This window comes from Streptomyces sp. NBC_00466, from assembly GCF_041433995.1.
Taxonomy (GTDB): Bacteria; Actinomycetota; Actinomycetes; order Streptomycetales; family Streptomycetaceae; genus Streptomyces.
This window is the reverse complement of record NZ_CP107896.1, coordinates 1,276,098-1,299,624: the sequence shown is the minus strand read 5'-3', so window position 1 is coordinate 1,299,624 and position 23,527 is coordinate 1,276,098. Positions and strand designations below refer to the sequence as shown.

General features: G+C 70.3%; 28 protein-coding genes. 21 read left to right on the top strand and 7 right to left on the bottom strand.

Features of this window, described 5'->3' with window-relative positions; translation table 11 throughout:
• Positions 1-57: 57 nt before the first annotated feature.
• Positions 58-573, top strand: a complete 516-nt coding sequence (locus OG210_RS05660) for a DUF4188 domain-containing protein (RefSeq protein WP_328331845.1) — start codon at positions 58-60, stop codon at positions 571-573.
• Between the two features lie 125 nt (positions 574-698).
• On the opposite strand, the gene ndgR is transcribed toward OG210_RS05660, so the two are convergent.
• Positions 699-1,415 (bottom strand): IclR family transcriptional regulator NdgR, encoded by a 717-nt coding sequence (gene ndgR / locus OG210_RS05655; protein WP_327295032.1) that lies wholly within the window; start codon positions 1,413-1,415, stop codon positions 699-701.
• Between the two features lie 171 nt (positions 1,416-1,586).
• Here ndgR and leuC point away from each other — a divergent pair, with 171 nt between their 5' ends.
• From leuC to OG210_RS05635, 4 genes are all read left to right on the top strand, one after another.
• Complete coding sequence (leuC, locus tag OG210_RS05650) at positions 1,587-3,011, top strand: 3-isopropylmalate dehydratase large subunit (protein WP_328331847.1); 1,425 nt, start codon at positions 1,587-1,589, stop codon at positions 3,009-3,011.
• A gap of 5 nt (positions 3,012-3,016) precedes the next feature.
• The gene (gene leuD / locus OG210_RS05645) at positions 3,017-3,610 is read left to right on the top strand and encodes a 3-isopropylmalate dehydratase small subunit (RefSeq protein ID WP_328331848.1); all 594 of its coding nucleotides are present in this window, start codon (positions 3,017-3,019) and stop codon (positions 3,608-3,610) included.
• Positions 3,611-3,714: 104 nt separating this feature from the next.
• On the top strand, positions 3,715-3,960 hold the full coding sequence (locus OG210_RS05640) for a hypothetical protein (RefSeq protein ID WP_266852593.1): 246 nt from the start codon (positions 3,715-3,717) through the stop codon (positions 3,958-3,960).
• A gap of 125 nt (positions 3,961-4,085) precedes the next feature.
• Positions 4,086-4,745 carry an HU family DNA-binding protein gene (locus tag OG210_RS05635; RefSeq protein WP_328331850.1) on the top strand — a complete coding sequence of 220 codons (660 nt, stop codon included), beginning with the start codon at positions 4,086-4,088 and terminating at the stop codon, positions 4,743-4,745.
• A gap of 83 nt (positions 4,746-4,828) precedes the next feature.
• Here OG210_RS05635 and OG210_RS05630 read toward each other — a convergent pair whose 3' ends face one another.
• Both OG210_RS05630 and cofC read right to left on the bottom strand, forming a co-directional pair.
• A complete protein-coding gene (locus OG210_RS05630; RefSeq protein WP_328331852.1) occupies positions 4,829-5,041 on the bottom strand; it encodes a hypothetical protein in 213 nt (70 codons plus the stop codon).
• Between the two features lie 30 nt (positions 5,042-5,071).
• Entirely contained in the window at positions 5,072-5,776 is a 705-nt protein-coding gene (cofC, locus tag OG210_RS05625) for a 2-phospho-L-lactate guanylyltransferase (RefSeq protein WP_328331854.1), read from the bottom strand.
• A 148-nt stretch (positions 5,777-5,924) separates the two neighbouring features.
• On the opposite strand from cofC, the gene OG210_RS05620 reads away from it, so the two are divergent.
• From OG210_RS05620 to OG210_RS05610, 3 genes are read left to right on the top strand one after another with little or no spacing between them, the layout of a single operon-like run.
• Positions 5,925-6,677, top strand: a complete 753-nt coding sequence (locus tag OG210_RS05620; protein WP_328331856.1) for a lysophospholipid acyltransferase family protein — start codon at positions 5,925-5,927, stop codon at positions 6,675-6,677.
• The gene (locus OG210_RS05615; RefSeq protein WP_328331858.1) at positions 6,674-7,675 is read left to right on the top strand and encodes an NAD(P)H-dependent glycerol-3-phosphate dehydrogenase; all 1,002 of its coding nucleotides are present in this window, start codon (positions 6,674-6,676) and stop codon (positions 7,673-7,675) included. Before OG210_RS05620 ends, OG210_RS05615 begins: the two co-directional genes overlap by 4 nt.
• Positions 7,676-7,709: 34 nt before the next feature.
• Positions 7,710-8,873, top strand: a complete 1,164-nt coding sequence (locus OG210_RS05610; RefSeq protein ID WP_328331860.1) for a D-alanine--D-alanine ligase family protein — start codon at positions 7,710-7,712, stop codon at positions 8,871-8,873.
• A gap of 20 nt (positions 8,874-8,893) precedes the next feature.
• On the opposite strand, the gene OG210_RS05605 is transcribed toward OG210_RS05610, so the two are convergent.
• Together OG210_RS05605 and OG210_RS05600 are read right to left on the bottom strand one after the other, a co-directional pair.
• The gene (locus OG210_RS05605; RefSeq protein WP_328331862.1) at positions 8,894-9,364 is read right to left on the bottom strand and encodes a DUF3515 domain-containing protein; all 471 of its coding nucleotides are present in this window, start codon (positions 9,362-9,364) and stop codon (positions 8,894-8,896) included.
• Between the two features lie 19 nt (positions 9,365-9,383).
• Positions 9,384-9,617, bottom strand: coding sequence for an Lrp/AsnC ligand binding domain-containing protein (locus OG210_RS05600; RefSeq protein ID WP_328331864.1), 234 nt, complete (start codon positions 9,615-9,617; stop codon positions 9,384-9,386).
• A 283-nt stretch (positions 9,618-9,900) separates the two neighbouring features.
• Between OG210_RS05600 and OG210_RS05595 the strand changes: the two genes are divergently transcribed.
• Positions 9,901-10,866 carry a thiamine-phosphate kinase gene (locus OG210_RS05595; protein ID WP_266852576.1) on the top strand — a complete coding sequence of 322 codons (966 nt, stop codon included), beginning with the start codon at positions 9,901-9,903 and terminating at the stop codon, positions 10,864-10,866.
• On the top strand, positions 10,863-11,654 hold the full coding sequence (gene thiD / locus OG210_RS05590; RefSeq protein WP_328331868.1) for a bifunctional hydroxymethylpyrimidine kinase/phosphomethylpyrimidine kinase: 792 nt from the start codon (positions 10,863-10,865) through the stop codon (positions 11,652-11,654). The genes OG210_RS05595 and thiD overlap by 4 nt, the downstream gene beginning before the upstream one ends.
• Positions 11,655-11,882: 228 nt before the next feature.
• Here thiD and rpmB read toward each other — a convergent pair whose 3' ends face one another.
• Positions 11,883-12,068 (bottom strand): 50S ribosomal protein L28, encoded by a 186-nt coding sequence (gene rpmB, locus OG210_RS05585; protein ID WP_015036441.1) that lies wholly within the window; start codon positions 12,066-12,068, stop codon positions 11,883-11,885.
• 246 nt (positions 12,069-12,314) lie between these two features.
• Between rpmB and OG210_RS05580 the strand changes: the two genes are divergently transcribed.
• The 9 genes from OG210_RS05580 to mutM all read left to right on the top strand — a co-directional run bounded on the left by OG210_RS05580 (position 12,315) and on the right by mutM (position 21,582).
• A complete protein-coding gene (locus OG210_RS05580; RefSeq protein ID WP_328331870.1) occupies positions 12,315-14,018 on the top strand; it encodes a DAK2 domain-containing protein in 1,704 nt (567 codons plus the stop codon).
• A 120-nt stretch (positions 14,019-14,138) separates the two neighbouring features.
• Positions 14,139-16,349: an ATP-dependent DNA helicase RecG gene (gene recG, locus OG210_RS05575; protein WP_328331872.1), complete on the top strand. Its 2,211-nt coding sequence runs from the start codon at positions 14,139-14,141 to the stop codon at positions 16,347-16,349.
• 46 nt (positions 16,350-16,395) lie between these two features.
• Positions 16,396-16,980 (top strand): 16S rRNA (guanine(966)-N(2))-methyltransferase RsmD, encoded by a 585-nt coding sequence (gene rsmD, locus OG210_RS05570; protein WP_371535133.1) that lies wholly within the window; start codon positions 16,396-16,398, stop codon positions 16,978-16,980.
• Positions 16,981-17,006: 26 nt separating this feature from the next.
• The gene (gene coaD, locus OG210_RS05565; RefSeq protein WP_328335622.1) at positions 17,007-17,498 is read left to right on the top strand and encodes a pantetheine-phosphate adenylyltransferase; all 492 of its coding nucleotides are present in this window, start codon (positions 17,007-17,009) and stop codon (positions 17,496-17,498) included.
• Positions 17,499-17,617: 119 nt separating this feature from the next.
• Positions 17,618-18,727 (top strand): cell division initiation protein, encoded by a 1,110-nt coding sequence (locus OG210_RS05560; RefSeq protein WP_328335623.1) that lies wholly within the window; start codon positions 17,618-17,620, stop codon positions 18,725-18,727.
• Between the two features lie 184 nt (positions 18,728-18,911).
• Positions 18,912-19,556, top strand: a complete 645-nt coding sequence (locus tag OG210_RS05555; protein WP_328335624.1) for a YceD family protein — start codon at positions 18,912-18,914, stop codon at positions 19,554-19,556.
• Between the two features lie 2 nt (positions 19,557-19,558).
• Positions 19,559-19,732 (top strand): 50S ribosomal protein L32, encoded by a 174-nt coding sequence (gene rpmF, locus OG210_RS05550; protein ID WP_030753522.1) that lies wholly within the window; start codon positions 19,559-19,561, stop codon positions 19,730-19,732.
• A gap of 19 nt (positions 19,733-19,751) precedes the next feature.
• Positions 19,752-20,555, top strand: coding sequence for a ribonuclease III (gene rnc, locus OG210_RS05545; protein WP_328331876.1), 804 nt, complete (start codon positions 19,752-19,754; stop codon positions 20,553-20,555).
• A gap of 118 nt (positions 20,556-20,673) precedes the next feature.
• Complete coding sequence (gene mutM, locus OG210_RS05540) at positions 20,674-21,582, top strand: bifunctional DNA-formamidopyrimidine glycosylase/DNA-(apurinic or apyrimidinic site) lyase (RefSeq protein ID WP_328331878.1); 909 nt, start codon at positions 20,674-20,676, stop codon at positions 21,580-21,582.
• Here mutM and OG210_RS05535 read toward each other — a convergent pair.
• Complete coding sequence (locus tag OG210_RS05535) at positions 21,576-22,481, bottom strand: CAP domain-containing protein (protein WP_328331879.1); 906 nt, start codon at positions 22,479-22,481, stop codon at positions 21,576-21,578. The genes mutM and OG210_RS05535 overlap by 7 nt on opposite strands.
• Positions 22,482-22,613: 132 nt before the next feature.
• Here OG210_RS05535 and OG210_RS05530 point away from each other — a divergent pair, with 132 nt between their 5' ends.
• Positions 22,614-22,895 (top strand): acylphosphatase, encoded by a 282-nt coding sequence (locus OG210_RS05530; protein ID WP_328331880.1) that lies wholly within the window; start codon positions 22,614-22,616, stop codon positions 22,893-22,895.
• Positions 22,896-23,284: 389 nt separating this feature from the next.
• Positions 23,285-23,500: a hypothetical protein gene (locus OG210_RS05525; protein ID WP_164267867.1), complete on the top strand. Its 216-nt coding sequence runs from the start codon at positions 23,285-23,287 to the stop codon at positions 23,498-23,500.
• The last annotated feature ends 27 nt before the right edge of the window (positions 23,501-23,527 follow it).

The following is a 23,527-nucleotide window of genomic DNA, read 5'->3' as shown; positions in this document are numbered from 1 at the left end:
CACTGGATAGTGCCGCTATCCAATATCTGCCGTCCAGCACGGTGAGGGGGGAACGGCATGTTCGCCAAGCCGATTCCGGGCCGGATGACCGCAGCCGCCGAAGGCGACGTCGTCATTCTGCTGATCGGGATGCGCATCAACCACTTCTGGGGAGTGCACCACTGGCTGCCCGTCTTCCTGGCGATGCCGCGCATGCTCAGGGAGTTGGGCAGGAACAAGGATCGCGGACTCCTCGGCCACGCGCTGCTGACCGGCTCACCGCGGACGTACTACGTCGTGCAGTACTGGGAGTCGAAGGAGAAGCTGCTCGCGTACGCGGCTGCTCCCGACATGTTCCACCGCACCGCGTGGGCCATGGTCAACCGCAAGGAGCGGAAGTCCCGGCAGCATGTGGGGCTGTGGCACGAGACGTACATCGTGCCGGAGGGGTCGTACGAGTCCATCTACGCCGATATGCCGGCCTTCGGGCTGGCGGCGGCGACCGGAGTGCTCCCGGTCGAGCGGCGGGGCCGCGCGGCGGCGGACCGTCTCGCGCACCGCTCCGGCGCGGGCTCACGGCCCGGGGAGGGCTGAGCGGGCCGGTCCCGGTCCGCCGTGAAGCCGGGCCGCCACGACGCTGGGGCGGCCGGTGCTTGAGCGACCGGTCGGGGTGACTGAGCGGAGCGGCTGCCGGGCCCTGTGTGAGCGGGGGGCCCGCGTCAGCTGGAGCGGCGCAGGGCCTCGGAGAGCCGTCCGGCGGCGTCGATGACCGCCTGGGCGTGCATCCGGCCCGGGTGGCGGGTGAGCCGTTCGATCGGGCCCGACACCGAGACGGCGGCGACCACCCGGTTCGAGGGTCCGCGCACCGGGGCGGAGACCGAGGCCACGCCCGGTTCGCGCTCGCCGATCGACTGGGCCCAGCCCCTGCGCCGTACGCCGGAGAGCGCGGTCGCGGTGAACCGGGCGCCCTGGAGCCCACGGTGGAGCCGCTCCGGCTCCTCCCAGCCCATCAGGATCTGCGCCGACGAACCGGCCTTCATGGTGAGTGTCGAGCCGACCGGGACGGTGTCCCGCAGCCCGGAGAGGCGCTCGGCCGCCGCCACGCAGATCCGCATGTCTCCCTGCCGGCGGTAGAGCTGGGCGCTCTCGCCCGTGACATCGCGCAGATGCGTCAGTACGGGGCCGGCCGTGGCGAGCAGGCGGTCCTCGCCCGCCGCCGCTGCCAGCTCCGAGAGCCGTGGGCCGAGAATGAACCGGCCCTGCATGTCCCTCGCCACCAGCCGGTGGTGTTCCAGGGCCACCGCAAGCCGGTGTGCCGTGGGTCGTGCCAGCCCTGTCGCCGCGACCAGCCCGGCGAGGGTGGCCGGGCCGGACTCCAGAGCACTCAATACCAGAGCTGCCTTGTCGAGAACGCCGACGCCGCTAGAGTTGTCCATGCAACGATACTCGCGTCTCACTCTGTGAAACGCAAGTTCAATTTTCCAGGGAACTTGCCAACCTGTAGGGGCGGCCGTACAACGGCTCGCAGTTGCCGCCCGGTACGGGGGTCCGGACGGGGCGCCCGATTTCTAGTTGGGCCGGCGAAGACGCCGGCCGGAGGGAAAGCGATGGGTAGGACACTCGCGGAGAAGGTCTGGGACGACCATGTCGTCAGGCGCGCCGAAGGCGAGCCCGACCTTCTCTTCATCGATCTGCACCTGCTGCACGAGGTGACGAGCCCGCAGGCGTTCGACGGTCTGCGCCAGAACGGCCGGCCGGTGCGGCGACTCGACCTCACCATCGCCACCGAGGACCACAACACCCCCACCCTCGACATCGACAAGCCGATCGCGGACCCGGTCTCCCGTGTCCAGCTGGAGACGCTGCGCAAGAACTGCGCGGAGTTCGGCGTACGGCTGCACCCGCTGGGCGACGTCGAGCAGGGTGTCGTCCATGTCGTGGGACCGCAACTGGGCCTGACCCAGCCGGGCACCACCGTGGTCTGCGGTGACAGCCACACCTCCACGCACGGCGCCTTCGGTGCGCTGGCGTTCGGTATCGGCACCTCCCAGGTCGAGCATGTGCTGGCGACCCAGACGCTGCCGATGGCCCGCCCCATGACCATGGCCATCACGGTGGAGGGCGAACTGCCCGACGCGGTCACGGCCAAGGACCTGATCCTGGCCATCATCGCCCGGATCGGCACCGGCGGCGGACAGGGCTACATCCTGGAGTACCGCGGCTCCGCCATCGAGAAGCTCTCGATGGAAGCCCGGATGACCATCTGCAACATGTCGATCGAGGCGGGCGCGCGGGCCGGCATGATCGCCCCGGACCAGACCACCTTCGACTACCTCAAGGGCCGCGACCACGCCCCGCAGGGCGCGGAGTGGGACGCGGCGGTCGAGCACTGGAAGACCCTGCGCACCGACGACGACGCGGTATTCGACGCCGAGGTGTTCATCGACGGTGCCGAACTGGCCCCGTTCGTCACCTGGGGCACCAACCCCGGCCAGGGCGCACCGCTTTCCGCCAGCGTCCCCGACCCGGCTTCGTACGAAGACGCATCGGAGCGTCTGGCCGCCGAAAAGGCCCTGGAATACATGGGGTTGACCGCGGGCCAGCCGCTGCGCGACATCAAGGTCGACACGGTCTTCGTGGGTTCCTGCACCAACGGCCGCATCGAGGACCTGCGCAGCGCGGCAGCCCTGCTGAAGGGCCGCAGCGTCGCCGACGGTGTGCGGATGCTGGTCGTCCCCGGCTCCGTACGGGTCGCGCTGCAGGCCGTGGAGGAGGGCCTGGACAAGGTCTTCACCGCCGCGGGCGCCGAATGGCGGCACGCGGGCTGCTCGATGTGCCTGGGCATGAACCCCGACCAGCTCGCGCCCGGTGAGCGCTGCGCCTCCACCTCCAACCGCAACTTCGAAGGCAGGCAGGGCAAGGGCGGCCGTACCCACCTGGTCTCCCCGCAGGTGGCCGCCGCCACCGCGGTGCTTGGCCATCTGGCCTCGCCCGCCGACCTGTCCGACGCCCCGACTCTCGTGGAGGCCTGATTTCCATGGAAGCTTTCACCAAGCACACCGGCCGGGTCGTCCCGCTGCGCCGCGGCAACGTCGACACCGACCAGATCATTCCGGCCCACTGGCTGAAGAAGGTCACCCGCGACGGCTTCGAGGACGGGCTCTTCGAGGCGTGGCGCAAGGACCCCGAGTTCGTGCTCAACCGCCCGGAGCGCGCTGGCGCGTCGGTGCTGGTGGCGGGCCCCGACTTCGGTACGGGCTCTTCCCGCGAGCACGCGGTGTGGGCCCTGCAGAACTTCGGCTTCAAGACCGTCATCTCGTCCCGGTTCGCCGACATCTTCCGCGGGAACTCGCTGAAGAACGGTCTGCTGACCGTCGTTCTCGACCAGAAGGTCGTGGATGCCATCTGGGCGCTGACGGAGGCCGACCCGACCGCCGAAGTCACCGTTGACCTGGAGGCCCGTCAGGTCCTCGCCGAGGGCATCACCGCCGACTTCGAGCTGGACGAGAACGCCCGCTGGCGGCTGCTGAACGGCCTGGACGACATCAGCCTCACCCTTCAGAACGAAGCGGACATCACGGCTTACGAGGCGGCCCGACCCGCCTTCAAGCCCCGCACAATTGAGGTCTGAGCAGCACCTTTTCAGGACTGCGCCCCCTGCCGACCGGCAGGGGGCGCAGTCGCTTGTTGAGCCCCCGCCGGGCGACAACTCGCCCCAGATGGCACAATCGGCGCATGGAACGCGACAACCAACTCAAGCTTTACGCGGAAGTCGCCGAACAAATGAAAGAAGCGCACGCAAGGGTGCGTGAACTGCAAGTCCCGGAGGGCGTACGGATGGCGCTGTCCCGGAAGCTGTTGGTCATCACGGCCGCGGCGAAGCACGATCTCACCGATGCAGCAACGCGGCTGGATCGGTTGATGAAGGACCTCGACGAGGGTCGATTCCCCGATGGCAACTCCCTTGGTGGATCTCCGTGACGGTTGAGTTCGTTGCGGCACAAGGGTGATTAGACCGTTTCGTGTTTGATTTGCGGTATATATCTGCCTAACGTGCGAAAAAGCCTGAACAGTTTCGTTCGGGCAATGTCTCCGAAGGGGAAGACGTGAACAAGGCGCAGCTCGTAGAGGCCATTGCCGACAAGGTCGGTGGCCGCCAGCAGGCCGCAGACGCTGTCGATGCCGTACTGGACGCGATCGTCCGCGCAGTTGTCGGCGGCGACCGTGTGTCGGTCACCGGCTTCGGCTCGTTCGAGAAGGTCGACCGGCCGGCCCGGTACGCCCGCAACCCGCAGACGGGTGAGCGCGTGCGGGTCAAGAAGACCTCGGTGCCGCGCTTCCGTGCGGGTCAGGGCTTCAAGGACCTCGTCAGCGGCTCGAAGAAGCTCCCGAAGAACGACGTGGCCGTGAAGAAGGCGCCCAAGGGCAGCCTCTCGGGCGGTGCTTCCACCCGTACGACCGTGAAGAAGGCGGCGGCGAAGAAGGCCACCACCGCCAAGAAGGCGGCCGCGAAGAAGGCCACGACGGCGAAGACCGCTGCCAAGAAGACGGTGGCGGCCAAGAAGGCCACCGCGGCGAAGAAGGCCACCACCGCCAAGAAGGCGGCGGCGAAGAAGGCGGCCCCGGCCAAGAAGGCCGCCACCGCCAAGAAGGCGGCCGCGAAGAAGACGGCGCCGGCGAAGAAGGCCGCTGCGAAGAAGGCCCCGGCCAAGAAGACCACGGCGCGCAAGACCACCGCCAAGAAGGCCACCGCCAGGAAGAAGTAAGCGGTAGGGCCACCCACGCGTCGGGCCGGACTCCCCCTGGGGAGTCCGGCCCGCGGTGCGTTGTGGGCCTCAGGCCGCGGGCGTCAGAGCGTCACCAGGGTCACCAGGGTGATGTGCGGGGCTTCGCCCTCGCCGCCGTTGTCCGCCGTCTCGATCCGTACCCGCTGCCCGGACCGCAGCAGCCGCAGGCCGCCCGCGTCGAAGGCCGCGGCACCGAAATCCACCGGGGTGCCGTCGTCGAGCAGCACACTGCCGCTGCGGGTCTCGGAGTCGTACGTGTACGCGGTCGCCTGCATGAGCGCAGCTTACGACCTCGCCCACGATTGTCAGCGGCGTCGCGGCGTCCCGTGACGGCCTTCCCGGCCGCGGACGGGCCTCGGCTCCCCGGTGACCGCCGCGTACCTGCGGGCCGTGTACGGGCCGAGCCCCAGTGCCACAGCGGCCAGCAGATCGTCACCGGTGTCCACGTCCTGGCGGACCGAAGGCACGCCCCCGAGCAGTATTTCCACCGCTCCCGACGCGGAATGCCGCGCCCGCGACAGCCCGCCGAATGCCGGGCTCAATTCAGTGTCCGCTCGCGCTGTCAGCAAAGTCGTGCCGATTCCCGCGGCATCCGTCAGAAATGCACGGGGGAATTCCGCCGCCCGGTCGAGCACCCGTCGCAATTCCGCCGGGCGCAGTGCGGGAAGGTCGGCGTTCAGCGCGGCCACGGCGGCCCCGGGGCGCAGCTCCCGCACGGAACGCGCACCGTGCGCCAGTGCGGGGTTCAGCCCCGCCGCTGCCGTATCCGGCACAATCCGGGCACCCAGCGAGGCCAGTTCGGCGGCGGCCAGCGCGTCGTTGGTGACGACGGCCACATCCCGTACGGCAGAACAGGCCAGCGCCGCCGCCACGGTGTCCTGCGCGAAGGCCAGGGCGAGCCCGGGACGCACCGCGTCGGACGCCGTCGGCGAGAGTCTGCTCTTCGCCAGCGACAAGGGCTTCAGAGGTACGACCAGGGACCAGTTGGCGGTCCGATCCGTGTTCGGCATCGGCCCCATTGTGGCCCGAGCCCGCGATACCGGGCGGGCCGGGCCGGGCGTACGGTGTTCTCGACAGAGCAGGGGGCCCGGTGCGACACGTGACGTCAGGCAGCCAGGCAGCGTTGAGGCTCAAGTGGAACAAGAGGAAGGTGTCCGAGTGTCCGGCCGCAGAATCGGCTTCTGGTACCGCCTGGCGGCGGTGATTGCTAAACCGCCGCTGCTGGTTCTGTTCAAGCGGGACTGGAGCGGAATGGAACACATTCCGGATGACGGCGGATTTATCACCGCTGTCAATCACAACTCATATCTCGACATGTTCTCCTACGGTCACTTCCAGTACAACACGGGCAAGGTGCCCCGCTTCCTCGCCAAGGCCGCGCTCTTCAAGGTGCCCGTCGTCGGAGTGCTACTGCGCGGCACCGGACAGATCCCCGTCTACCGCGAGTCCTCCAACGCCTTCGGCGCCTTCCGGGCCGCCGTGGCCGCCGTTGAAAAGGGCCAGTGCGTCGCCTTCTACCCCGAAGGCACCCTCACCCGCGACCCGGGGCAGTGGCCGATGACCGCCAAGAGCGGGGTCGCGCGGGCGGCTCTGCTCACCAAGGCGCCGGTCATCCCGGTGGCCCAGTGGGGCGCCAACCTCGCGATGCCGCCGTACGCCACCGGCAAGAAGGTCCACTTCTTCCCGCGCAAGACCCTTCAGGTCAAGGCCGGACCGCCGGTGGACCTGGCGCGGTTCTACGGCGAGGACCCGACGCCCGAGGTGCTGCGGGAGGCGACCGAGGCCATCATGGCCGCCGTCACCGCCCTGTTGGAGGACCTGCGGGGCGAGCAGGCCCCCGCCGAACCGTACGACCACCGCAAGGCCCGCGCCGCAGAGCGCCGCAAGGCCGCAGGAGAGGGCACCAAGTGACGCGAGCAGCCGTCTTCGGCAACGGATCCTGGGGCACGGCTTTCGCCATGGTCCTCGCCGACGCGGGGTGCGAGGTGACCCTCTGGGGCCGCCGTGCCGCTCTCGCCGAGGCCATCAACACCACCCGTACCAACCCGGACTATCTGCCGGGGATCGAACTCCCCGCGTCGGTACGGGCCACCGCCGACCCCGCCGAGGCGGCCCGCGACGCGGAGTTCACCGTGCTCGCCGTCCCGTCGCAGACGCTGCGCGCCAACCTGGCCGACTGGACCGGGCTGCTGCACCCCGGCACCGTCCTCGTCTCGCTGATGAAGGGCGTCGAACTCGGCACGGCCAAGCGGATGAGCGAGGTCATCGAGGAGGTCGGCAAGGTCCCCGCCGAGCGCGTCGCCGTACTCACCGGGCCCAACCTGGCCAAGGAGATCGCCGGCCGGATGCCCGCTGCCGCCGTCGTCGCCTGCCGGGACGAAGCGGTGGCCCAGCGGCTCCAGACCGCCTGCCACACCGCGTACTTCCGCCCGTACACCAACACCGACGTCATCGGCTGCGAACTGGGCGGCGCCGTCAAGAACGTGATCGGCCTCGCGGTCGGGATCGCCGACGGGATGGGACTCGGTGACAACGCCAAGGGTTCACTGATCACCCGGGGACTCGCCGAGACCACCCGTCTGGGCCTGGCGATGGGCGCGGATCCGCTGACCTTCTCCGGACTCGCGGGCCTGGGCGACCTGGTGGCCACCTGCTCGTCGCCGCTCTCCCGCAACCACACCTTCGGTACCAACCTCGGCCGGGGCATGACGCTCCAGGAGACCATCGCGGCCACCCGTCAGACGGCCGAAGGCGTCAAGTCCTGTGAGTCGGTGGCCGATCTGGCCCGCCGGCACGGCGTCGAAATGCCCATCACGGAAACCGTTGTGGACATCGTTCACAACGGGAAGGCGCCGGTCGTCGCGCTGAAGGAACTGATGTCGCGCAGCGCCAAGGCCGAGCGACGCTGACTCGATACGTACCAGCAGGTACCCTCAACGCGATATGAGCAGCGAGAACTCATCCCAGAGCCCTGAGCAGCAGCGTCGTAAGCCGCGTGTGGCGGTTGTCTTCGGCGGGCGCAGCTCCGAACACGCCATCTCGGTGGTCACAGCGGGCGCCGTCCTGCGCGCCATCGACCGGACGAAATACGACGTACTGCCCATCGGCATCACCACGGACGGCCGCTGGGCGCTGACCGCTGACGATCCCGAGCGGATGGCCATCGCCGACCGCACCATGCCGTCGGTGGAAGCGATCGCCGAGGGCGCCGAGGGCGCCGTGGTGCTCTCCGTCGACCCCGGCAACCGCGAAGTCGTCTACAGCGAGCCCGGCTCGGTGCCCAAGGCGCTGGGCGACGTCGACGTGGTCTTCCCGATGCTGCACGGCCCCTACGGCGAGGACGGCACCCTCCAGGGCCTGCTCGAACTCTCCGGAGTGCCCTACGTCGGCGCGGGCGTCCTCGCGTCCGCCGTCGGCCAGGACAAGGAGTACATGAAGCGGGTGTTCCTCTCCTACGGGCTGCCGGTCGGCCCGTACGAGGTGATCCGCCCCCGCGAGTGGAACCTGGACCCGGCCGCCGCCCGTAAGAAGATCGTGGACTTCGCGGGCGAGCACGGCTGGCCGCTCTTCATCAAGCCCGCACGCGGCGGTTCGTCGATGGGCATCACCAAGGTCGACTCACTGGCCGGTCTCGACGACGCCGTCGAGGAGGCCAGGCGCCACGACCCCAAGGTGCTGGTCGAGGCGCTGCTGCGGGGCCGCGAGATCGAGTGCGGGGTGCTGGAGTTCGAGGACGGCCCGCGGGCGAGCGTGCCCGCCGAGATCCCGCCGGTCACCTCGCACGACTTCTACGACTTCGAGGCGAAGTACATCCCCGGTGAGTCGGCCGAGGGCATGGTGCCCGCACCGCTGACGGCCGAGGAGACCGCCGAGGTACAGCGGCTTGCCGTCGAGGCGTTCGACGCGGTGTCCTGCGAGGGTCTGGTGCGCGCCGACTTCTTCCTCACCGAGGACGGCGGGTTCGTCATCAACGAGATCAACACCATGCCCGGGTTCACGCCGATCTCGATGTACCCGCGCATGTGGCAGGAGAGCGGCGTCGGCTACCCGGAGCTGGTGGACCGGCTGATCCAGGCCGCGCTCAGCCGGTCGACGGGGCTGCGCTGAGACCGTGCGCCGGCCGGCCCTCAGAGGCTGGACGGATCCGTCTTCCTGATGGCGCTCGCGAAGTCGGAGAGCGGGGTGGCGTCGTGGGCGTACTTCTGCCCCAGGGTCACCTCCACATAGGCCTTGCGGTACGTGGTCGTGAACCGGGGTCCGCTGTCCCGCTGCTCCAGCAGCCAGTTGACCCCGTTCGCGTCCACGGCCTTGGCCTGGGAGTCGTCCATCTCCGCGGGCCGCGGGACCCCGCAGCGCAGTACGATCGCCGCATCCCCCCAAGCGGCGGTCAGTTCGGACTTCGGCGCCGGATCGCCGCGGGTCAGTCCCGCGACGGTCTTCGGCAGCTCCTTGTCGAGCGCCCCGCAGAGCTTGACCTGGGCCGCGGGCGGCTCGGGAACCGCGACGGACGTGCTGCCGTCCGTCGAGGAACAGCCCGCGGCCGCCAGCAGCAGGGCGGCGGCGGAAAGGGACAGGAGCCGGTGGCGATCGGTCTTCACCGGCTCAGCGTAGAGGGGGCTACAGATGGACGACCGGGCAGGTCAGGGTGCGCGTGATGCCCTCCACTTGCTGGACCCTGGCGACCACCATGCGGCCGAGCTCATCGACGGTGTCGGCCTGCGCGCGCACGATCACGTCGTACGGACCGGTCACGTCCTCTGCCTGGATCACCCCGGGGAGTTTCCCGACGAGCTCGGCGACCGCTGTCGCCTTGCCCACTTCGGTCTGAATGAGGATGTACGCCTGTACCACGGAACCTCCAAGGCGGCCACGAGGATCATGTGGGGGAGAGAAAGGGACGCCACGGTATCGCGTAGCTCCGGGCGGCGGGGAGACCCGCGCACCCTGCAGTCACACGCGTACGGGGTGTATGGGATACAGAGTTGACGTACCTGATTGACGGTACCCACGGCCGTGGGAGCCCGCGACCGCGAGCGGACCGGGGCAAACAGGGTATACGGGGTATCTCCCCTGGCAGGCAGGCCGGCGGACAGCCCGGACACGAGGTCCGGATCACGAGGAGAGGCGACGGGCGATGAAGGGCACTGTGGGGGAGCTCGGGGAGTTCGGGCTGATCAGAGAGCTCACCTCCAGGCTCACGACGACCCCGGCGGTACGGCTGGGGCCCGGCGACGACGCCGCGGTCGTGGCCGCCCCCGACCGGCGGGTCGTGGCGAGCACGGACATCCTGCTGGAGGGGCGGCACTTCCGCCGGGACTGGTCCACCGCGTACGACGTGGGCCGCAAGGCGGCGGCGCAGAACCTCGCGGACATCGCGGCCATGGGCGCGGTGCCCACCGCGATACTCCTGGGGCTCGTCGTGCCCGCCGAGCTCCCGGTCACCTGGCCCACCGAGCTCATGGACGGCATCCGCGACGAGTGCCAGGTCGCGGGGGCCGCCGTGGTCGGGGGCGATGTCGTACGAGGAGACACGATCACCGTCTCCATCACCGCACTCGGCGATCTGCGCAACCACGAACCGGTCACCAGGTCCGGCGCCAGGCCCGGCGACGTCGTGGCAGTCACCGGATGGCTCGGCTGGTCCGCCGCCGGGTTCGCGGTGCTCTCCCGCGGATTCCGCTCGCCCCGCGCCTTCGTGGAGGCGCACCGGCGCCCCGAACCTCCGTACCACGCGGGCCCCGCGGCCGCCGGCCTCGGCGCCACCGCGATGACCGACGTCAGTGACGGACTGGTGGCCGACCTCGGGCACATCGCCGAGGCCAGCAAGGTCCGGATCGACCTGCGGGCGGGGCTCATCGACATCCCGACGCAGATGAGCGACATCGGCCAGGCCGTCGGTGTGGACCCGCTCCAGTGGGTGCTCACCGGGGGAGAGGACCACGCGATCGTGGCCACCTTCCCGCCGGACGTGAAACTGCCCGCGCGCTGGAAGGTGATCGGCGAGGTGGTCAACCCCTCCGCGCTGCCCCATGTGACGGTCGACGGGGCGCCGTGGACCAGCAAGGGCGGCTGGGACCACTTCGGGGAGGACCCGTCATGACGGCGCCACCGCTGGTCCTGACCATCGCCGGATCGGACTCCGGCGGCGGCGCGGGCATCCAGGCGGACCTGAAGACGATGCTCGCGCTCGGGGTGCACGGCATGAGCGTGCTCACCGCGGTGACCGCCCAGAACTCGCAGGGCGTGCACGGCGCGTGGGAGCTGCCAGCCGACGCCGTACGCGCCCAGTACCGGGCGGTCGTGGACGACATCGGCGTCGACGCGGTGAAGACCGGGATGCTGTCGTCGGCGGAGCTGGTGGAGACGGTGGCCGAGCTCCTCGCCGGGACGCGGGCCCCGGTGGTCGTCGACCCGGTGGGGGTCTCCAAGCACGGCGACCCGCTGCTCGCGGCATCGGCGCTCGACTCCGTACGGAAGCGGCTGCTGCCGGTGGCCACCGTGGCCACCCCCAACCTGGACGAGGTGGCCCAGCTCACCGGCGTACAGGTGGAGTGCGAGGCCGATCTGCCGCGTGCGGCGGCGGCCGTGCTGGCCCACGGGCCGAAGTGGGTGCTGATCAAGGGCGGTCATCTCGCGGGTGACGCGGTGGACCTGCTCACCGACGGCAGCGAGGAGCACTGGCTGCGGGCGCCCCGGCTCGACAACCGCCATACGCACGGCACCGGATGCACGCTGGCGTCGGCCGTCGCGGCGCAGCTGGCCTGCGGTCTGGCCGTGCCCGAAGCGGTGGCCGCGGCCAAGGAGTACGTCACGGGCGCCATCGGTGCCGGATTCGCGCTGGGCTCGGGCATCGGCCCGGTGGACCACGGCTGGCAGCTCCGCCGGTGAGCTGTCGGCACGGATGAGGACGGGACGGGTCCGGGCCGCCGGGCCCGCCCGTTCAGTGGGCGCTCGGTTCAGCAGGCGCTCAGTGGGAATGCGTGCGGGAATGCGTAGGGGAATGCGAAAAAGCCGGTCCACCGAGGTGGACCGGCTTTTCAAGGCAACCGCAAGGGGCTGCGCTACGACGAAACGTCGGCGGGATCAGTCCCCGCACAGGCGGGGAGCAACCACAGATTAGCGCGAGACCTTGCCGGCCTTGATGCACGAGGTGCAGACGTTGAGCCGCTTCGGCGTCCGACCGACCACTGCACGCACGCGCTGGATGTTGGGATTCCAGCGACGCGGAGTACGGCGGTGCGAGTGCGAAATGTTGTTGCCGAAGCCCGGCCCCTTGCCGCAGACGTCGCAGTTGGCAGCCACGGGTCACTCCAAAGACTTCAGGTGCACTTACAGTGAATTCCGGCGCGCCGGAATCATTGACTGAAGTGGCGGTACCGGAGGAATGGCCCGATTCTCATCGGGCAACCGAAGCAGCATACAACGACTGCGCCGGTGGAACGAAACTACCACGGTTGGCACCGCCCCCCTCCCGGTCCGGGTCCCGCTGCCCACTTCCCGGCCGAGGGCTACCCTGCGGTTCAACCCCGCTGCTCAAGGAGGCTTCAGGTGCCGCAGCCGCCCGACGATATGGATGCCGTCGTGGTCCGCACCTGGTGCTCACTGGCGCTGGAGGCGCTGGGCAGGGACCGTGAGGAGATCGACGCGATCAACGTCTATCCGGTCGCCGACGGGGACACCGGCACCAACCTCTATCTGACCGTGGAATCCGCGGCCCAGGCGGTGGAAGCGGTCTTCGTCGCCCACGGGACGGTGGGTCCTGCCGGCACCGCCGCCGGATCCGACGGAGGCCCGGACGGCGGGGGCTCGGCCCCCGCGCTGGCGGACGCGGTACGGGCGATGGCACACGGCGCGCTCATCGGGGCCCGCGGCAACTCGGGCACGATCCTGGCCCAACTGCTGCGCGGCATGGCCGAGGTGCTCGGGGCGCCGACGGGTGACGATGATCACGCGGAACTGCTGAGCGAGGCGCTTCGCCGGGCAGCGGAATCGGCGTACCAGGCGGTCGCGCACCCGGTGGAGGGCACCGTTCTGACGGTGGCCACCGCCGCGGCCGAAGCGGCTGCGGCCGCCGCCCGTACGGACACATCCGCCCTGCCCGGTACCGGCGCCGGCTGCACGGCGGTGGCGCGCGCGGCTTACGAAGGGGCGCGCGTGGCGCTGGACGCAACCCCCGGACAGCTGGCCGTACTCGGCCGCGCGGGCGTCGTGGACGCGGGCGGCCGGGGCCTGGTCGACGTCCTCGCCGCGCTGGCCGGGGCGTTCTCCGGTGAGGCCCCGGCCGCCGAGCGGCGGCGGGCCCCCACCGTGCTGCCCCCGCACTTCACCGACGACTGCCCGGCCGACGGCGGCCCGGCCTTCGAGGTGATCTACCTCCTGGAAGCGGACGACGACGCCGTGGCCCGGCTGCGTACCCGGCTGGACGGCATCGGCGACTCACTGGTCGTCGTCGGCGGTGACGGCCTGTGGAACGTCCATGTCCATGTGGACGACGCCGGGGCTGCCGTGGAGGCCGGAGTCGACGCCGGGCGCCCCTACCGGATCCGTATCACCCACTTCGGCGTGGCCGGGACCCCGGCGCCCGAGCAGGTCCAGCGCGCGGTGGTCGCCGTCGTACCCGGCGAGGGTCTGGCGGCCCTGTGCCGGGAAGCCGGTGCCACCACGGTGCTGGCCCGCCCGGGAGAGCCGCCCGCGAGCGGCGAACTGGTCGACGCGATCCGGCGCGCGCACGCCCGCGAGGTGGTGCTGCTGCCCAACGACGCCGAACTGCGCCACACGGCAGCGGCGGCGGCCGAGCAGGTCAGGGCGGAGGGCGTACGGGTGGCCCTCGTGCCCACCCGGGCAGCCGTCCAGGGCGTCGCGGCGCTGGCCGTGCACGAGCCCGAGCGGCGGTTCGACGAGGACGTCGTCGCGATGACCGCGGCGGCGGGCGCCACCCGCTACGCCGAACTGGCCGTCGCCGAGCGGCAGTCCTGGACGTCGGCCGGTATCTGCCAGGCCGGCGACGTGCTGGGTCTCATCGACGGCGATGTGGCGGTGATCGGAGCCGATCTGGTCACGACGGCGGAGACGGTGCTGCACCGGATGCTCTCCGCGGGCGGCGAACTGGTGACGCTGGTCCTGGGCGACGGGGTGCCGGTGGCGGTCGCCGACCGGCTCGAAGGGTTCGTACGGGGCGGGCACCTGGCGGTCGACACGGTGGTCTACGACGGCGGCCGCCAGCTGGCGCCGCTGCTGATCGGGGTCGAGTAGCGGGGAGGCCACCGGGCGGCCCAGGGTCCGGTCCCGGACGGGCAGGGGACGGGGGCAGGGGACGGGGGCAGGGGACGGCGGGCAGGGGAAATACCCCCGCTGTCGGACCCATGGTGTGCAATGGACCGCGTGCCCGCGCTCGATGAACCTCTCAAGAACACGCTCGGCGCCCCCACCGCCAAGGTGATGGCCGAGCACCTCGACCTGCACACGGTCGGCGACCTGCTGCACCACTACCCCCGGAGATACGCCGAGCGCGGTGAACTCACCCAGCTCGCCGAGCTGCCCCTGGACGAACACGTCACCGTCTTCGCCCAGGTCGCCGACGCCCGGGTGCTCACCTTCAACCAGGGCAGGGGCCGGCGCCTGGAGGTGAACATCACCGACGGCAGTGGCCGGCTGCAGCTCGTCTTCTTCGGCAAGGGCATCCACAAGCCCCACAAGGAACTGCTCCCCGGCCGCCGCGCGATGTTCGCGGGCAAGGTCTCCAAGTTCAACCAGAAATTCCAGCTCGCCCACCCCACGTACGAACTGCTGGACGCCGACACCGACGCGGGCACCGTCGAGGCCTGGGCGAACGAACTGATCCCCATCTATCCGGCCTGCAAGGGGCTGGAGTCCTGGAAGATCGCCAAAGCGGTCGACGCCGTACTGCCCGCCGCCCAGGAGGCCGCCGACCCGCTGCCGCCCGCACTGCGCGACGGACGCGGACTCACCACGCTGCCCGACGCGCTGCTCAAGGTGCACCGGCCGCAGACGAAGGCCGATGTCGCGGTCGCGCGCGACCGGCTGAAGTGGGACGAGGCCTTCGTCCTCCAGGTCGCGCTGGCCCGGCGGCGGTACGCCGAGACCCAACTGCCCGCAGTGGCACGGAAGCCCGTACCGGGCGGACTGCTCGACGCCTTCGACGCCAAGCTGCCGTTCACTCTCACCGAAGGCCAGCAGAAGGTCACCGGGGAGATCTTCGCCGGTCTCGCGACCGAGCACCCGATGCACCGGCTGCTCCAGGGAGAGGTCGGCTCGGGCAAGACCATGGTCGCGCTGCGCGCGATGCTCACGGTCGTCGACGCGGGCGGCCAGGCCGCGATGCTCGCGCCGACCGAAGTGCTCGCCCAGCAGCACCACCGCTCCATCACCGAGATGATGGGCGAGCTGGCCGAAGGCGGGACGCTCGGCGGCAGCGAGCAGTCCACCAAGGTCGTGCTGCTGACCGGTTCCATGGGCGCGGCCGCCCGTCGCAAGGCGCTGCTCGACCTGGTCACAGGCGAGGCCGGACTCGTCATCGGCACACACGCGCTGATCGAGGACAAGGTCCAGTTCCACGACCTCGGTCTGGTCGTGGTCGACGAGCAGCACCGCTTCGGGGTCGAGCAGCGGGACGCGCTGCGGGGCAAGGGGAACCAGCCGCCCCATCTGCTGGTCATGACGGCCACGCCCATTCCCCGTACGGTCGCCATGACCGTCTTCGGGGACCTGGAGACCTCCGTGCTCGACCAGCTCCCCGCGGGCCGTTCCCCGATCGCCACCCATGTCGTACCGGCCAAGGACAAGCCGCACTTCCTGGCCCGCGCCTGGGAGCGGGTGCGCGAGGAGGCGGAGAACGGCCACCAGGCGTACGTGGTGTGCCCGCGCATCGGGGACGGCGATGACGAGCCGAAGAAGCGGAAACCCGCAGCTGAGGAAGCGGTCGCGGAGGCCGGGGCCGACGCGGACAAGCGGCCCCCGCTCGCCGTGGTCGAGACCGCCGAACAGCTCAGGAACGGCCCGCTCAAGGGGCTGCGCATCGAGCTGCTGCACGGGCGGATGGCACCGGACGACAAGGACGGTGTCATGCGCCGCTTCGCCGCGGGCGAGGTGGATGTCCTGGTCGCGACGACGGTCATCGAGGTCGGGGTCAACGTGCCCAACGCCACCGTCATGGTGATCATGGACGCCGACCGGTTCGGCGTATCGCAACTGCACCAGCTGCGCGGACGGGTGGGCCGTGGCTCGGCGCCCGGTCTCTGCCTCCTGGTGAGCGAGGCGCACGAGGCCGGTCCCGCGCGCGCCAGGCTCGGAGCGGTGGCCGCCACTCTCGACGGCTTCGAGCTGTCCCGTATCGACCTCGAACAGCGCCGCGAGGGCGACGTCCTCGGCCAGGCCCAGTCCGGTGTGCGGTCCTCGCTGCGGATGCTCGCCGTCATCGACGACGAGGAGGTCATCGCGGCGGCCCGCGAGGAGGCCGCCCAGGTCGTCGCCGCCGACCCGGAGCTCGCCCGGCTGCCCGCGCTGCGCACCGCCCTGGACGCCCTCCTCGACCAGGAGCGCGAGCGGTACCTCGACAAGGGCTGAGAGACTGGCCGGGACAGCTCCACCCCCGAGAAGGACAAGGACCGAGATGACCCGCGTGATCGCCGGTACGGCCGGCGGGCGCCGCCTCGCCGTACCGCCGGGCAACGGCACCCGCCCCACATCCGACCGTGCGCGCGAAGGGCTCTTCTCCACCTGGGAAGCGCTGCTCGGCACCCTGGACGGGGCCCGGATCGCCGATCTGTACGCAGGGTCGGGCGCCGTCGGTCTGGAGGCGCTCTCCCGTGGCGCGGCGCACGCGCTGCTCGTCGAGGCGGACGCGGGGGCGGTGGCCACGGTCCGCGACAACGTCCGTACGCTCGGGCTCCCCGGGGCGGAAGTGCGAGCGGGCAAAGCCGAGCAGATCGTGACAGGACCGGCGCCGGAAGCCCCGTACGACGTGGTTTTCCTGGATCCGCCGTACGCCGTCACCGATGACGATCTTCGCGAGATCCTGCTCACAATCGGTGCTCAGGGCTGGCTCACCGACGATGCGCTCGTCACGGTGGAACGGAGCACAAGAGGCGGAGAGTTCAAGTGGCCCGAGGGATTTGAGCCGCTACGGGCCCGCCGCTACGGCGAGGCCACGCTTTGGTACGGTCGCGCCGCCTCTACGTGCGAAGACGCACGATGACCGGACCCGGGAGCGAGGGACTTCAGTTGCGCCGCGCCGTCTGTCCGGGGTCATTCGACCCCATCACCAATGGACACCTCGACATCATTGGCCGTGCCTCCAGACTGTACGACGTCGTGCACGTGGCCGTGATGATCAACCAGTCGAAGCAGGGCCTGTTCTCCATCGAGGAGCGGATTGATCTGATCCGCCAGGTCACGGCCGATTTCGGGAACGTCGAGGTCGAGTCGTTCCACGGCCTTCTCGTCGACTTCTGCAAACAGCGCGACATCCCGGCCATCGTGAAGGGCCTCCGCGCGGTCAGCGACTTCGACTACGAGCTGCAGATGGCGCAGATGAACATCGGTCTCTCGGGGGTCGAGACGCTGTTCGTCCCCACCAACCCGACCTACAGCTTCCTCTCCTCCAGCCTGGTCAAGGAGGTCGCGACCTGGGGCGGGGACGTCTCGCACCTGCTGCCTCCGCTGGTCTGCGAGGCCCTGACACAGCGGCTCGGCGAGAAGCGGGAAGCCGGCTGACGGCCGCGTGACGGTGCCGGACTGAACTGACGGACCGTCACCAGGTGTCGGGCGGGCGCCGACTGGCCGTACAGTCGTCCCCGTCCGTCTCCAGGCCGGAAGAACAGGTGGCGCACACGGTGGACGTGCAGAAGAAGCTGGACGAGATCGTCGACACGGTCGGCAGTGCCAGGTCCATGCCCATGTCGGCCTCCTGCGTGGTCAACCGCGCCGAGCTGCTGGCGATGCTCCAGGAGGTGCGCGAGGCCCTGCCGGGCTCTCTGGCGCAGGCCGAGGAGCTGATCGGCGGCCGGGAGCAGCTGGTCGAGCAGGCCCGTGACGAGGCCGAGCGGATCATCGAGGCGGCGCACGCCCAGCGCGGCTCCCTCATCTCCGACACCGAGGTCGCCCGGCAGTCCCAGGACGAGGCCGACAGGGTGCTCGCCGAGGCCCGGCGGGAGGCCGAGGAGATCCGCGCCGAGGCCGACGACTACGTCGACTCCAAGCTGGCGAACTTCGAAGTCGTCCTCACCAAGACCATCGGCTCCGTCGACCGGGGCCGCGAGAAGCTGCTCGGCCGCGGTCCCGGCCTGGACGACGAGGGCTACGAGGACCCGGAGGCCCCGGAGCGCAGCCAGGACCCCGAGACCCTGCGGATGCGCGCCGACGAGTACGTCGACACCAAGCTCGGAGCCTTCGAGGCCGTGATGGCCAAGACCCTCGAAGCCGTGGGGCGCGGCCGGCAGAAGCTGCACGGCCGGGTCGCGTCCGACGAACTGGGCGTGCACATGGCGGAGCAGGACGAGATGGGCCGCAGGCACAGCAGCGACGCGGACTTCCTCTCGGACCTCGCGGAGCCGCAGGCCCCGGCGGCCGTCCAGCCGCCCGCCCAGGCACCCGTCCCGATGGCCGCCCAGCTGCAGCCTGACGAGCCGCCGCAGCACCTCGCCGACGTACCGGTCCAGCAGATGTACGACCCGTACGGCTACCAGCACCAGCCCCAGGACCCGTACGCGTACGAGCAGCAGCAGTACGCGTACCAGCACGACCCGTACGCGTACCAGCAGCAGGCCCAGCAGCAGGACGGGTACGGCTACCCGGGGCCCGGCCAGGTCCAGCAGCCCGACCAGGTCCAGCAGATGCAGCAGCCGCCGCACCCCCAGCAGCAGGGCGCTCTCGACGAGACCAGCCTCTTCGACACCAGCATGATCAACCTGGATCAGCTGCGCGAGTACGAACAGGGGCGCTGAAGCCAGGGGGGACCCGGAGGCCCGAAGGGGCCGATTGGGCCTACGGCGGCCGGTCCAGTATCCTGGCTCTTCGGTCGCCCGTACCTCCGCGATCTGTGCTGCCCGTTCCGATGGTCTCCGGACGGTTCCCGACGAGGCGGCGCCTCATTCCCCAGTCTTCAGCGATCCGAAAGCAGGAAGAGCCCTGAACGCCCGCCTCGACCACCGCAACCCTCTCGTGTTCGACACACACGAGCTGGGCCGGCGTCCCGGTGCGCTCCAGCGGCTTACCCGCTCGGTCGCAGCGCCAAAGGACCTCGGCATCGACGGGGTCATCGGAGTGCCGGAAGGTACTCCCGTAGAACTGCAGCTCCGCCTTGAGTCGGTCATGGACGGGGTGCTTGTCACAGGCACCGCCCGTTCAACCGCCAAGGGGGAGTGCGTAAGGTGTCTGGAGCCGCTGGAGCGAGAGCTCGAAGCGGATTTCCAGGAGATGTTCTCGTACCCCGAAGCCGACGACCGGGGCCGCAGCAAGAAGGCGGACCCGGCTGACAGCGCCGACGACGAGGACGAGGAAATCACCCCCCTTGAGGACGGCTTGTTCGACCTCGAACCCGTGCTGCGTGATGCGGTGGTGCTCGCACTGCCGATGCAGCCGGTGTGCCGGGAGGATTGCGCCGGCCTGTGTTCCGAATGCGGAATCAGGCTGGACGACGAACCCGGTCACCACCATGACGCCGTCGACGCTCGTTGGGCGGCACTGCAGGGACTCGTCGGGACCGGCCAGGTCGGCGAGAAGGACAACGTTGACGGCGCCGAACCTGGCGTCGACGAGAAGCAGGAGAAGTAGCCGTGGCTGTTCCGAAGCGGAAGATGTCGCGCAGCAACACGCGCCACCGCCGGTCGCAGTGGAAGGCTGCGGTCCCCACCCTGGTTGCGTGCGAGCGCTGCCAGGAGCCGAAGCTCCAGCACATCGCGTGCCCGAGCTGCGGCACCTACAACAAGCGCCAGGTCCTCGAGGTCTGAGCGGCTGGTGAGAGGCGCAATGTCTGACGTCAACAAGACGGACAATGCCTCGTCCCACACGCTTCTGGAAGGGCGGCTCGGGTACACACTCGAGTCCGCCCTTCTGGTGCGTGCGCTGACCCACCGTTCGTACGCGTACGAGAACGGCGGTCTGCCCACCAACGAGCGGCTGGAGTTCCTCGGGGACTCCGTGCTCGGCCTGGTGGTCACGGACACGCTCTATCGCACCCACCCCGATCTCCCGGAGGGCCAGCTGGCCAAGCTCCGGGCCGCGGTGGTCAACTCGCGTGCGCTCGCAGGGGTGAGCCGTGGGCTCGAACTCGGTCTCTTCATCCGGCTCGGCCGGGGCGAAGAAGGCACGGGCGGGCGGGACAAGGCATCCATCCTCGCCGACACCCTGGAAGCGGTGATCGGCGCCGTCTATCTCGATCAGGGCCTCGAAGCGGCGTCCGAGCTGGTGCACCGGCTCTTCGACCCCCTCATCGAGCTGTCCTCCAATCTCGGTGCGGGCCTGGACTGGAAGACCAGCCTCCAGGAACTCACCGCAAGTGAAGGGCTCGGGGTCCCGGAGTACCTGGTCAGTGAGACCGGTCCGGACCACGAGAAGACCTTCACAGCTGCCGCTCGCGTCGGTGGTGTCTCGTACGGCACCGGCACCGGCCGCAGCAAGAAGGAAGCGGAACAGCAGGCGGCGGAGTCCGCGTGGCGTGCGATCAGCGCCGCGGCGGAAGAGCGTGCGGTGGCGGCCGGGACCGCCCCCGCCGCCCACGGAGAGGACGCCGACACCTCTTCGGCTCCGGCCGCCGGCACGGCCTCGGCCTGACGCCGGTTCTTTCCCCGCCCGTCCCCTCCGGGGGGCGGGCGGTTCTTTTCGTGGTTCTTTTCCATGGTCCCTCTCAGCCTCTTCACCGTTCACCGGTGATCCACCCCTGAGGAGCAGCGTGCCCGAGTTGCCCGAGGTCGAAGTCGTACGGCGTGGACTGGAACGCTGGGTCTCCGGCCGTACCGTCGCCCATGTGCAGGTGCTGCACCCCCGAGCGGTGCGCCGGCACACCGCGGGCGGCGAGGACTTCGCCGCTGCTCTGCGCGGGCACCGGTTCGGCGTGGCCCGCCGCCGGGGGAAGTACCTCTGGCTGCCGCTGGAGGACGCGGGTACCGATACCGCTGCCGCCTCCGCCGGGGGTGAACCCGGGGCCGCGTACTCGGTCCTCGGCCATCTCGGGATGAGCGGGCAGCTCCTGGTCCAGCCCGAAGGGGCGCCCGACGAGAAGCACCTGCGGGTCCGCATCCGGTTCGACGACATCGCGGGCACCGAGCTGCGCTTCGTCGACCAGCGGACCTTCGGCGGGCTCTCGCTGCACGCGAACACCCCCGACGGGCTGCCCGACGTCATCGCGCACATCGCACGCGACCCGCTGGACGAGGAGTTCGACGACGCCGCGTTCCACGCGGCGCTGCGGCTGCGCCGCACCACCATCAAGCGCGCCCTCCTCGACCAGTCGCTGATCAGCGGGGTCGGCAACATCTACGCGGACGAGGCGCTCTGGCGCGCGCGGCTGCACTACGAGCGCCCCACGGCCACGCTCACCCGCCCCCGGACCGTGGAACTCCTGGGCCATGTACGGGATGTGATGAACCAGGCCCTCGCCGTCGGCGGCACCAGCTTCGACAGCCTCTACGTCAATGTGAACGGCGAATCCGGCTACTTCGACCGGTCACTCGACGCCTACGGGCGGGAGGACGAGCCGTGCCGCCGCTGCGGCACCCCCATTCGCCGCCGCCCCTGGATGAACCGTTCCAGCTACTTCTGCCCGCGCTGCCAGCGCCCGCCGGCCGGATCGGTTCAGTAGCCGAAGTCCTGGGTCCACCAGGGCCCGCCGGTGCCGAAGTGGACACCGACGCCGAGCGTCTTGAAGTGGCAGTTGAGTATGTTCGCGCGGTGGCCCGGGCTGTGCATCCAGGAGTCCATCACGGCGGCGGCATCGGCCTGGCCGCGTGCGATGTTCTCGCCGCCCAGGCCCTTGACGCCCGCCTTGTCCGCCCGGTCCCACGGGGTGGCCCCGTCGGGGTCGGTGTGGTCGAAGAAACTCCGGGACGCCATCTCGGCACTGAAGGCCCCGGCCAGCGAGGCAAGACCCGTGTCGGCCCGCACCGGCCGGCAACCGGCCTGGGCCCGCTGCTGGTTGACCAGGCTGAGAACCGCCGCGGCCGCGGTGCTCTCGGTGCTGGTCGCCGCTGGGGCGCGGGTGGACTCGGTGTGCCCGGACGCCGTGGTGGGCGCCGCTGTCCGGGCCGGTGCCGCGCTGCGCGAGGCGCTCCGTGCGGCGGGGCTGCCCGTCTTCCGCTGAGCGGGTACGTCGGGAGCCTCCGGCTTGTGCACGGACGGTGAGGCCGCCGGGGCGTGCGCGTGGGCGGAGGACGGCCCGGCCGGTGCGGACGGGGTGTCCGATTCGGGTGTGGCCGACGATCCGCCCTGGGTCTGGAGGTCCGGTACGCCGTCGGCGCGGACCTGGCCGCCGCCCGAGCCGCCCATCGTGTAGGTGTCGCCGCCCGGCAGCAGCCCCGAAGCCATCGCCACGGCACCCACCGCGACCGCGGCCGACACGCCCAGCAGCCCGGTGCGTACGGGCGTGGAGCCCCGGCCCTTGCCCTGCGCCCGGTTCCGCCGCCGGTTCCCGGAGGCCGCCCGGCCTTCGACGGCGCCGGGTCCGGCGTCGGGTCCGGCGGCGGAGCGGCTGTGGCGTCCCATGCGCGGTGCCCTTCCTCGTGCTCGGCGTGGCTGACTCACCCGTACAGGTGAAGCTCATTGGCCAGGGACTGTAGTCCATGGGCCACGGGGGGCGAGGTGCTGCCGGGGCAATTGGCCGGTTAGCGTGCAGATATGAACGAAGATGTACGGCTCGCCGCCTGGGTGCGGGGCAAGGTCCAGGGCGTGGGGTTCCGCTGGTTCACCAGGGCCAACGCTCTGCGGATCGGTGGGCTCACCGGATTCGCCATCAATCTGGAGGACGGCAGGGTGCAGGTCGTCGCCGAAGGGCCGCGGGAGAAGTGCGACCTTCTCCTGGAGTGGCTGAGGTCGTCCGACACACCCGGCCGCGTCGACGGTGTGTCTGAGATCTGGGACACTCCCCGCCACATCTACCAGGGCTTCGAGATTCGCTGACGCACCCGGTCCCGGCGGCGGCTGCGGGGTCCCGCTGATGCGCCTCTGGCATATGTGCGAGGCAGAAAATGCCTGGTGGTTGCCAAGAAGCGCGCTCCGTGCCAGGCTGCCGCAGTAGGAATGATCTCCAAGCCCCCTGGGCCCCGCAGGAGAGCCGCACCGGACACCGTCCGGCGTGCGCCCCCGGGTCTGCCCATCGATACGGGGTGTGATCGTGTTGACCGTCAAACTTTTTGGTGAGACTCTGGAAGCCCCGCGCACCTCAGCTGCTCGGCAGCGAGAAACGCAGAAAAAACAGCACAGACAGAGGCTGCCGAGTTCCGCGGGTGCGATTCCCCCTACGACCCACCACTCTTCGGTCGGTCACTCAGTGTGGAGGACCATCCATCATGGCAAAGGCGCTTCTCGGTTACGTCGGCGGTTCCGACCCGCGACTTCTCTCCGAGATGCGACGGCTTCAGCAGCGCGTCCAGGACCTCGAATCCGAGCTCGTACGGATCCAGTCCGAGAACGACGCGCTGGCCGCCGCAGTCCAGCACCACGGAGACTCGTTGCTCGACGGTATCGACATGGACGTACCCCAGGCGGAGCCTGCGCTCACCTGACCCACACCCCATAAGGGTACCGGCCGG

Coding starts and splice junctions, on each gene's coding strand:
- OG210_RS05660 (WP_328331845.1), top strand. CDS start 58: ATGTTCGCCAAGCCGATTCCGGGCCGGATGACCGCAGCCGCCGAAGGC.
- ndgR (WP_327295032.1), bottom strand. CDS start 1,415: ATGGACAACTCTAGCGGCGTCGGCGTTCTCGACAAGGCAGCTCTGGTA.
- leuC (WP_328331847.1), top strand. CDS start 1,587: ATGGGTAGGACACTCGCGGAGAAGGTCTGGGACGACCATGTCGTCAGG.
- leuD (WP_328331848.1), top strand. CDS start 3,017: ATGGAAGCTTTCACCAAGCACACCGGCCGGGTCGTCCCGCTGCGCCGC.
- OG210_RS05640 (WP_266852593.1), top strand. CDS start 3,715: ATGGAACGCGACAACCAACTCAAGCTTTACGCGGAAGTCGCCGAACAA.
- OG210_RS05630 (WP_328331852.1), bottom strand. CDS start 5,041: ATGCAGGCGACCGCGTACACGTACGACTCCGAGACCCGCAGCGGCAGT.
- cofC (WP_328331854.1), bottom strand. CDS start 5,776: ATGCCGAACACGGATCGGACCGCCAACTGGTCCCTGGTCGTACCTCTG.
- OG210_RS05610 (WP_328331860.1), top strand. CDS start 7,710: ATGAGCAGCGAGAACTCATCCCAGAGCCCTGAGCAGCAGCGTCGTAAG.
- OG210_RS05595 (WP_266852576.1), top strand. CDS start 9,901: ATGAAGGGCACTGTGGGGGAGCTCGGGGAGTTCGGGCTGATCAGAGAG.
- thiD (WP_328331868.1), top strand. CDS start 10,863: ATGACGGCGCCACCGCTGGTCCTGACCATCGCCGGATCGGACTCCGGC.
- recG (WP_328331872.1), top strand. CDS start 14,139: ATGGACCGCGTGCCCGCGCTCGATGAACCTCTCAAGAACACGCTCGGC.
- rsmD (WP_371535133.1), top strand. CDS start 16,396: ATGACCCGCGTGATCGCCGGTACGGCCGGCGGGCGCCGCCTCGCCGTA.
- rnc (WP_328331876.1), top strand. CDS start 19,752: ATGTCTGACGTCAACAAGACGGACAATGCCTCGTCCCACACGCTTCTG.
- OG210_RS05535 (WP_328331879.1), bottom strand. CDS start 22,481: ATGGGACGCCACAGCCGCTCCGCCGCCGGACCCGACGCCGGACCCGGC.
- OG210_RS05530 (WP_328331880.1), top strand. CDS start 22,614: ATGAACGAAGATGTACGGCTCGCCGCCTGGGTGCGGGGCAAGGTCCAG.
- OG210_RS05525 (WP_164267867.1), top strand. CDS start 23,285: ATGGCAAAGGCGCTTCTCGGTTACGTCGGCGGTTCCGACCCGCGACTT.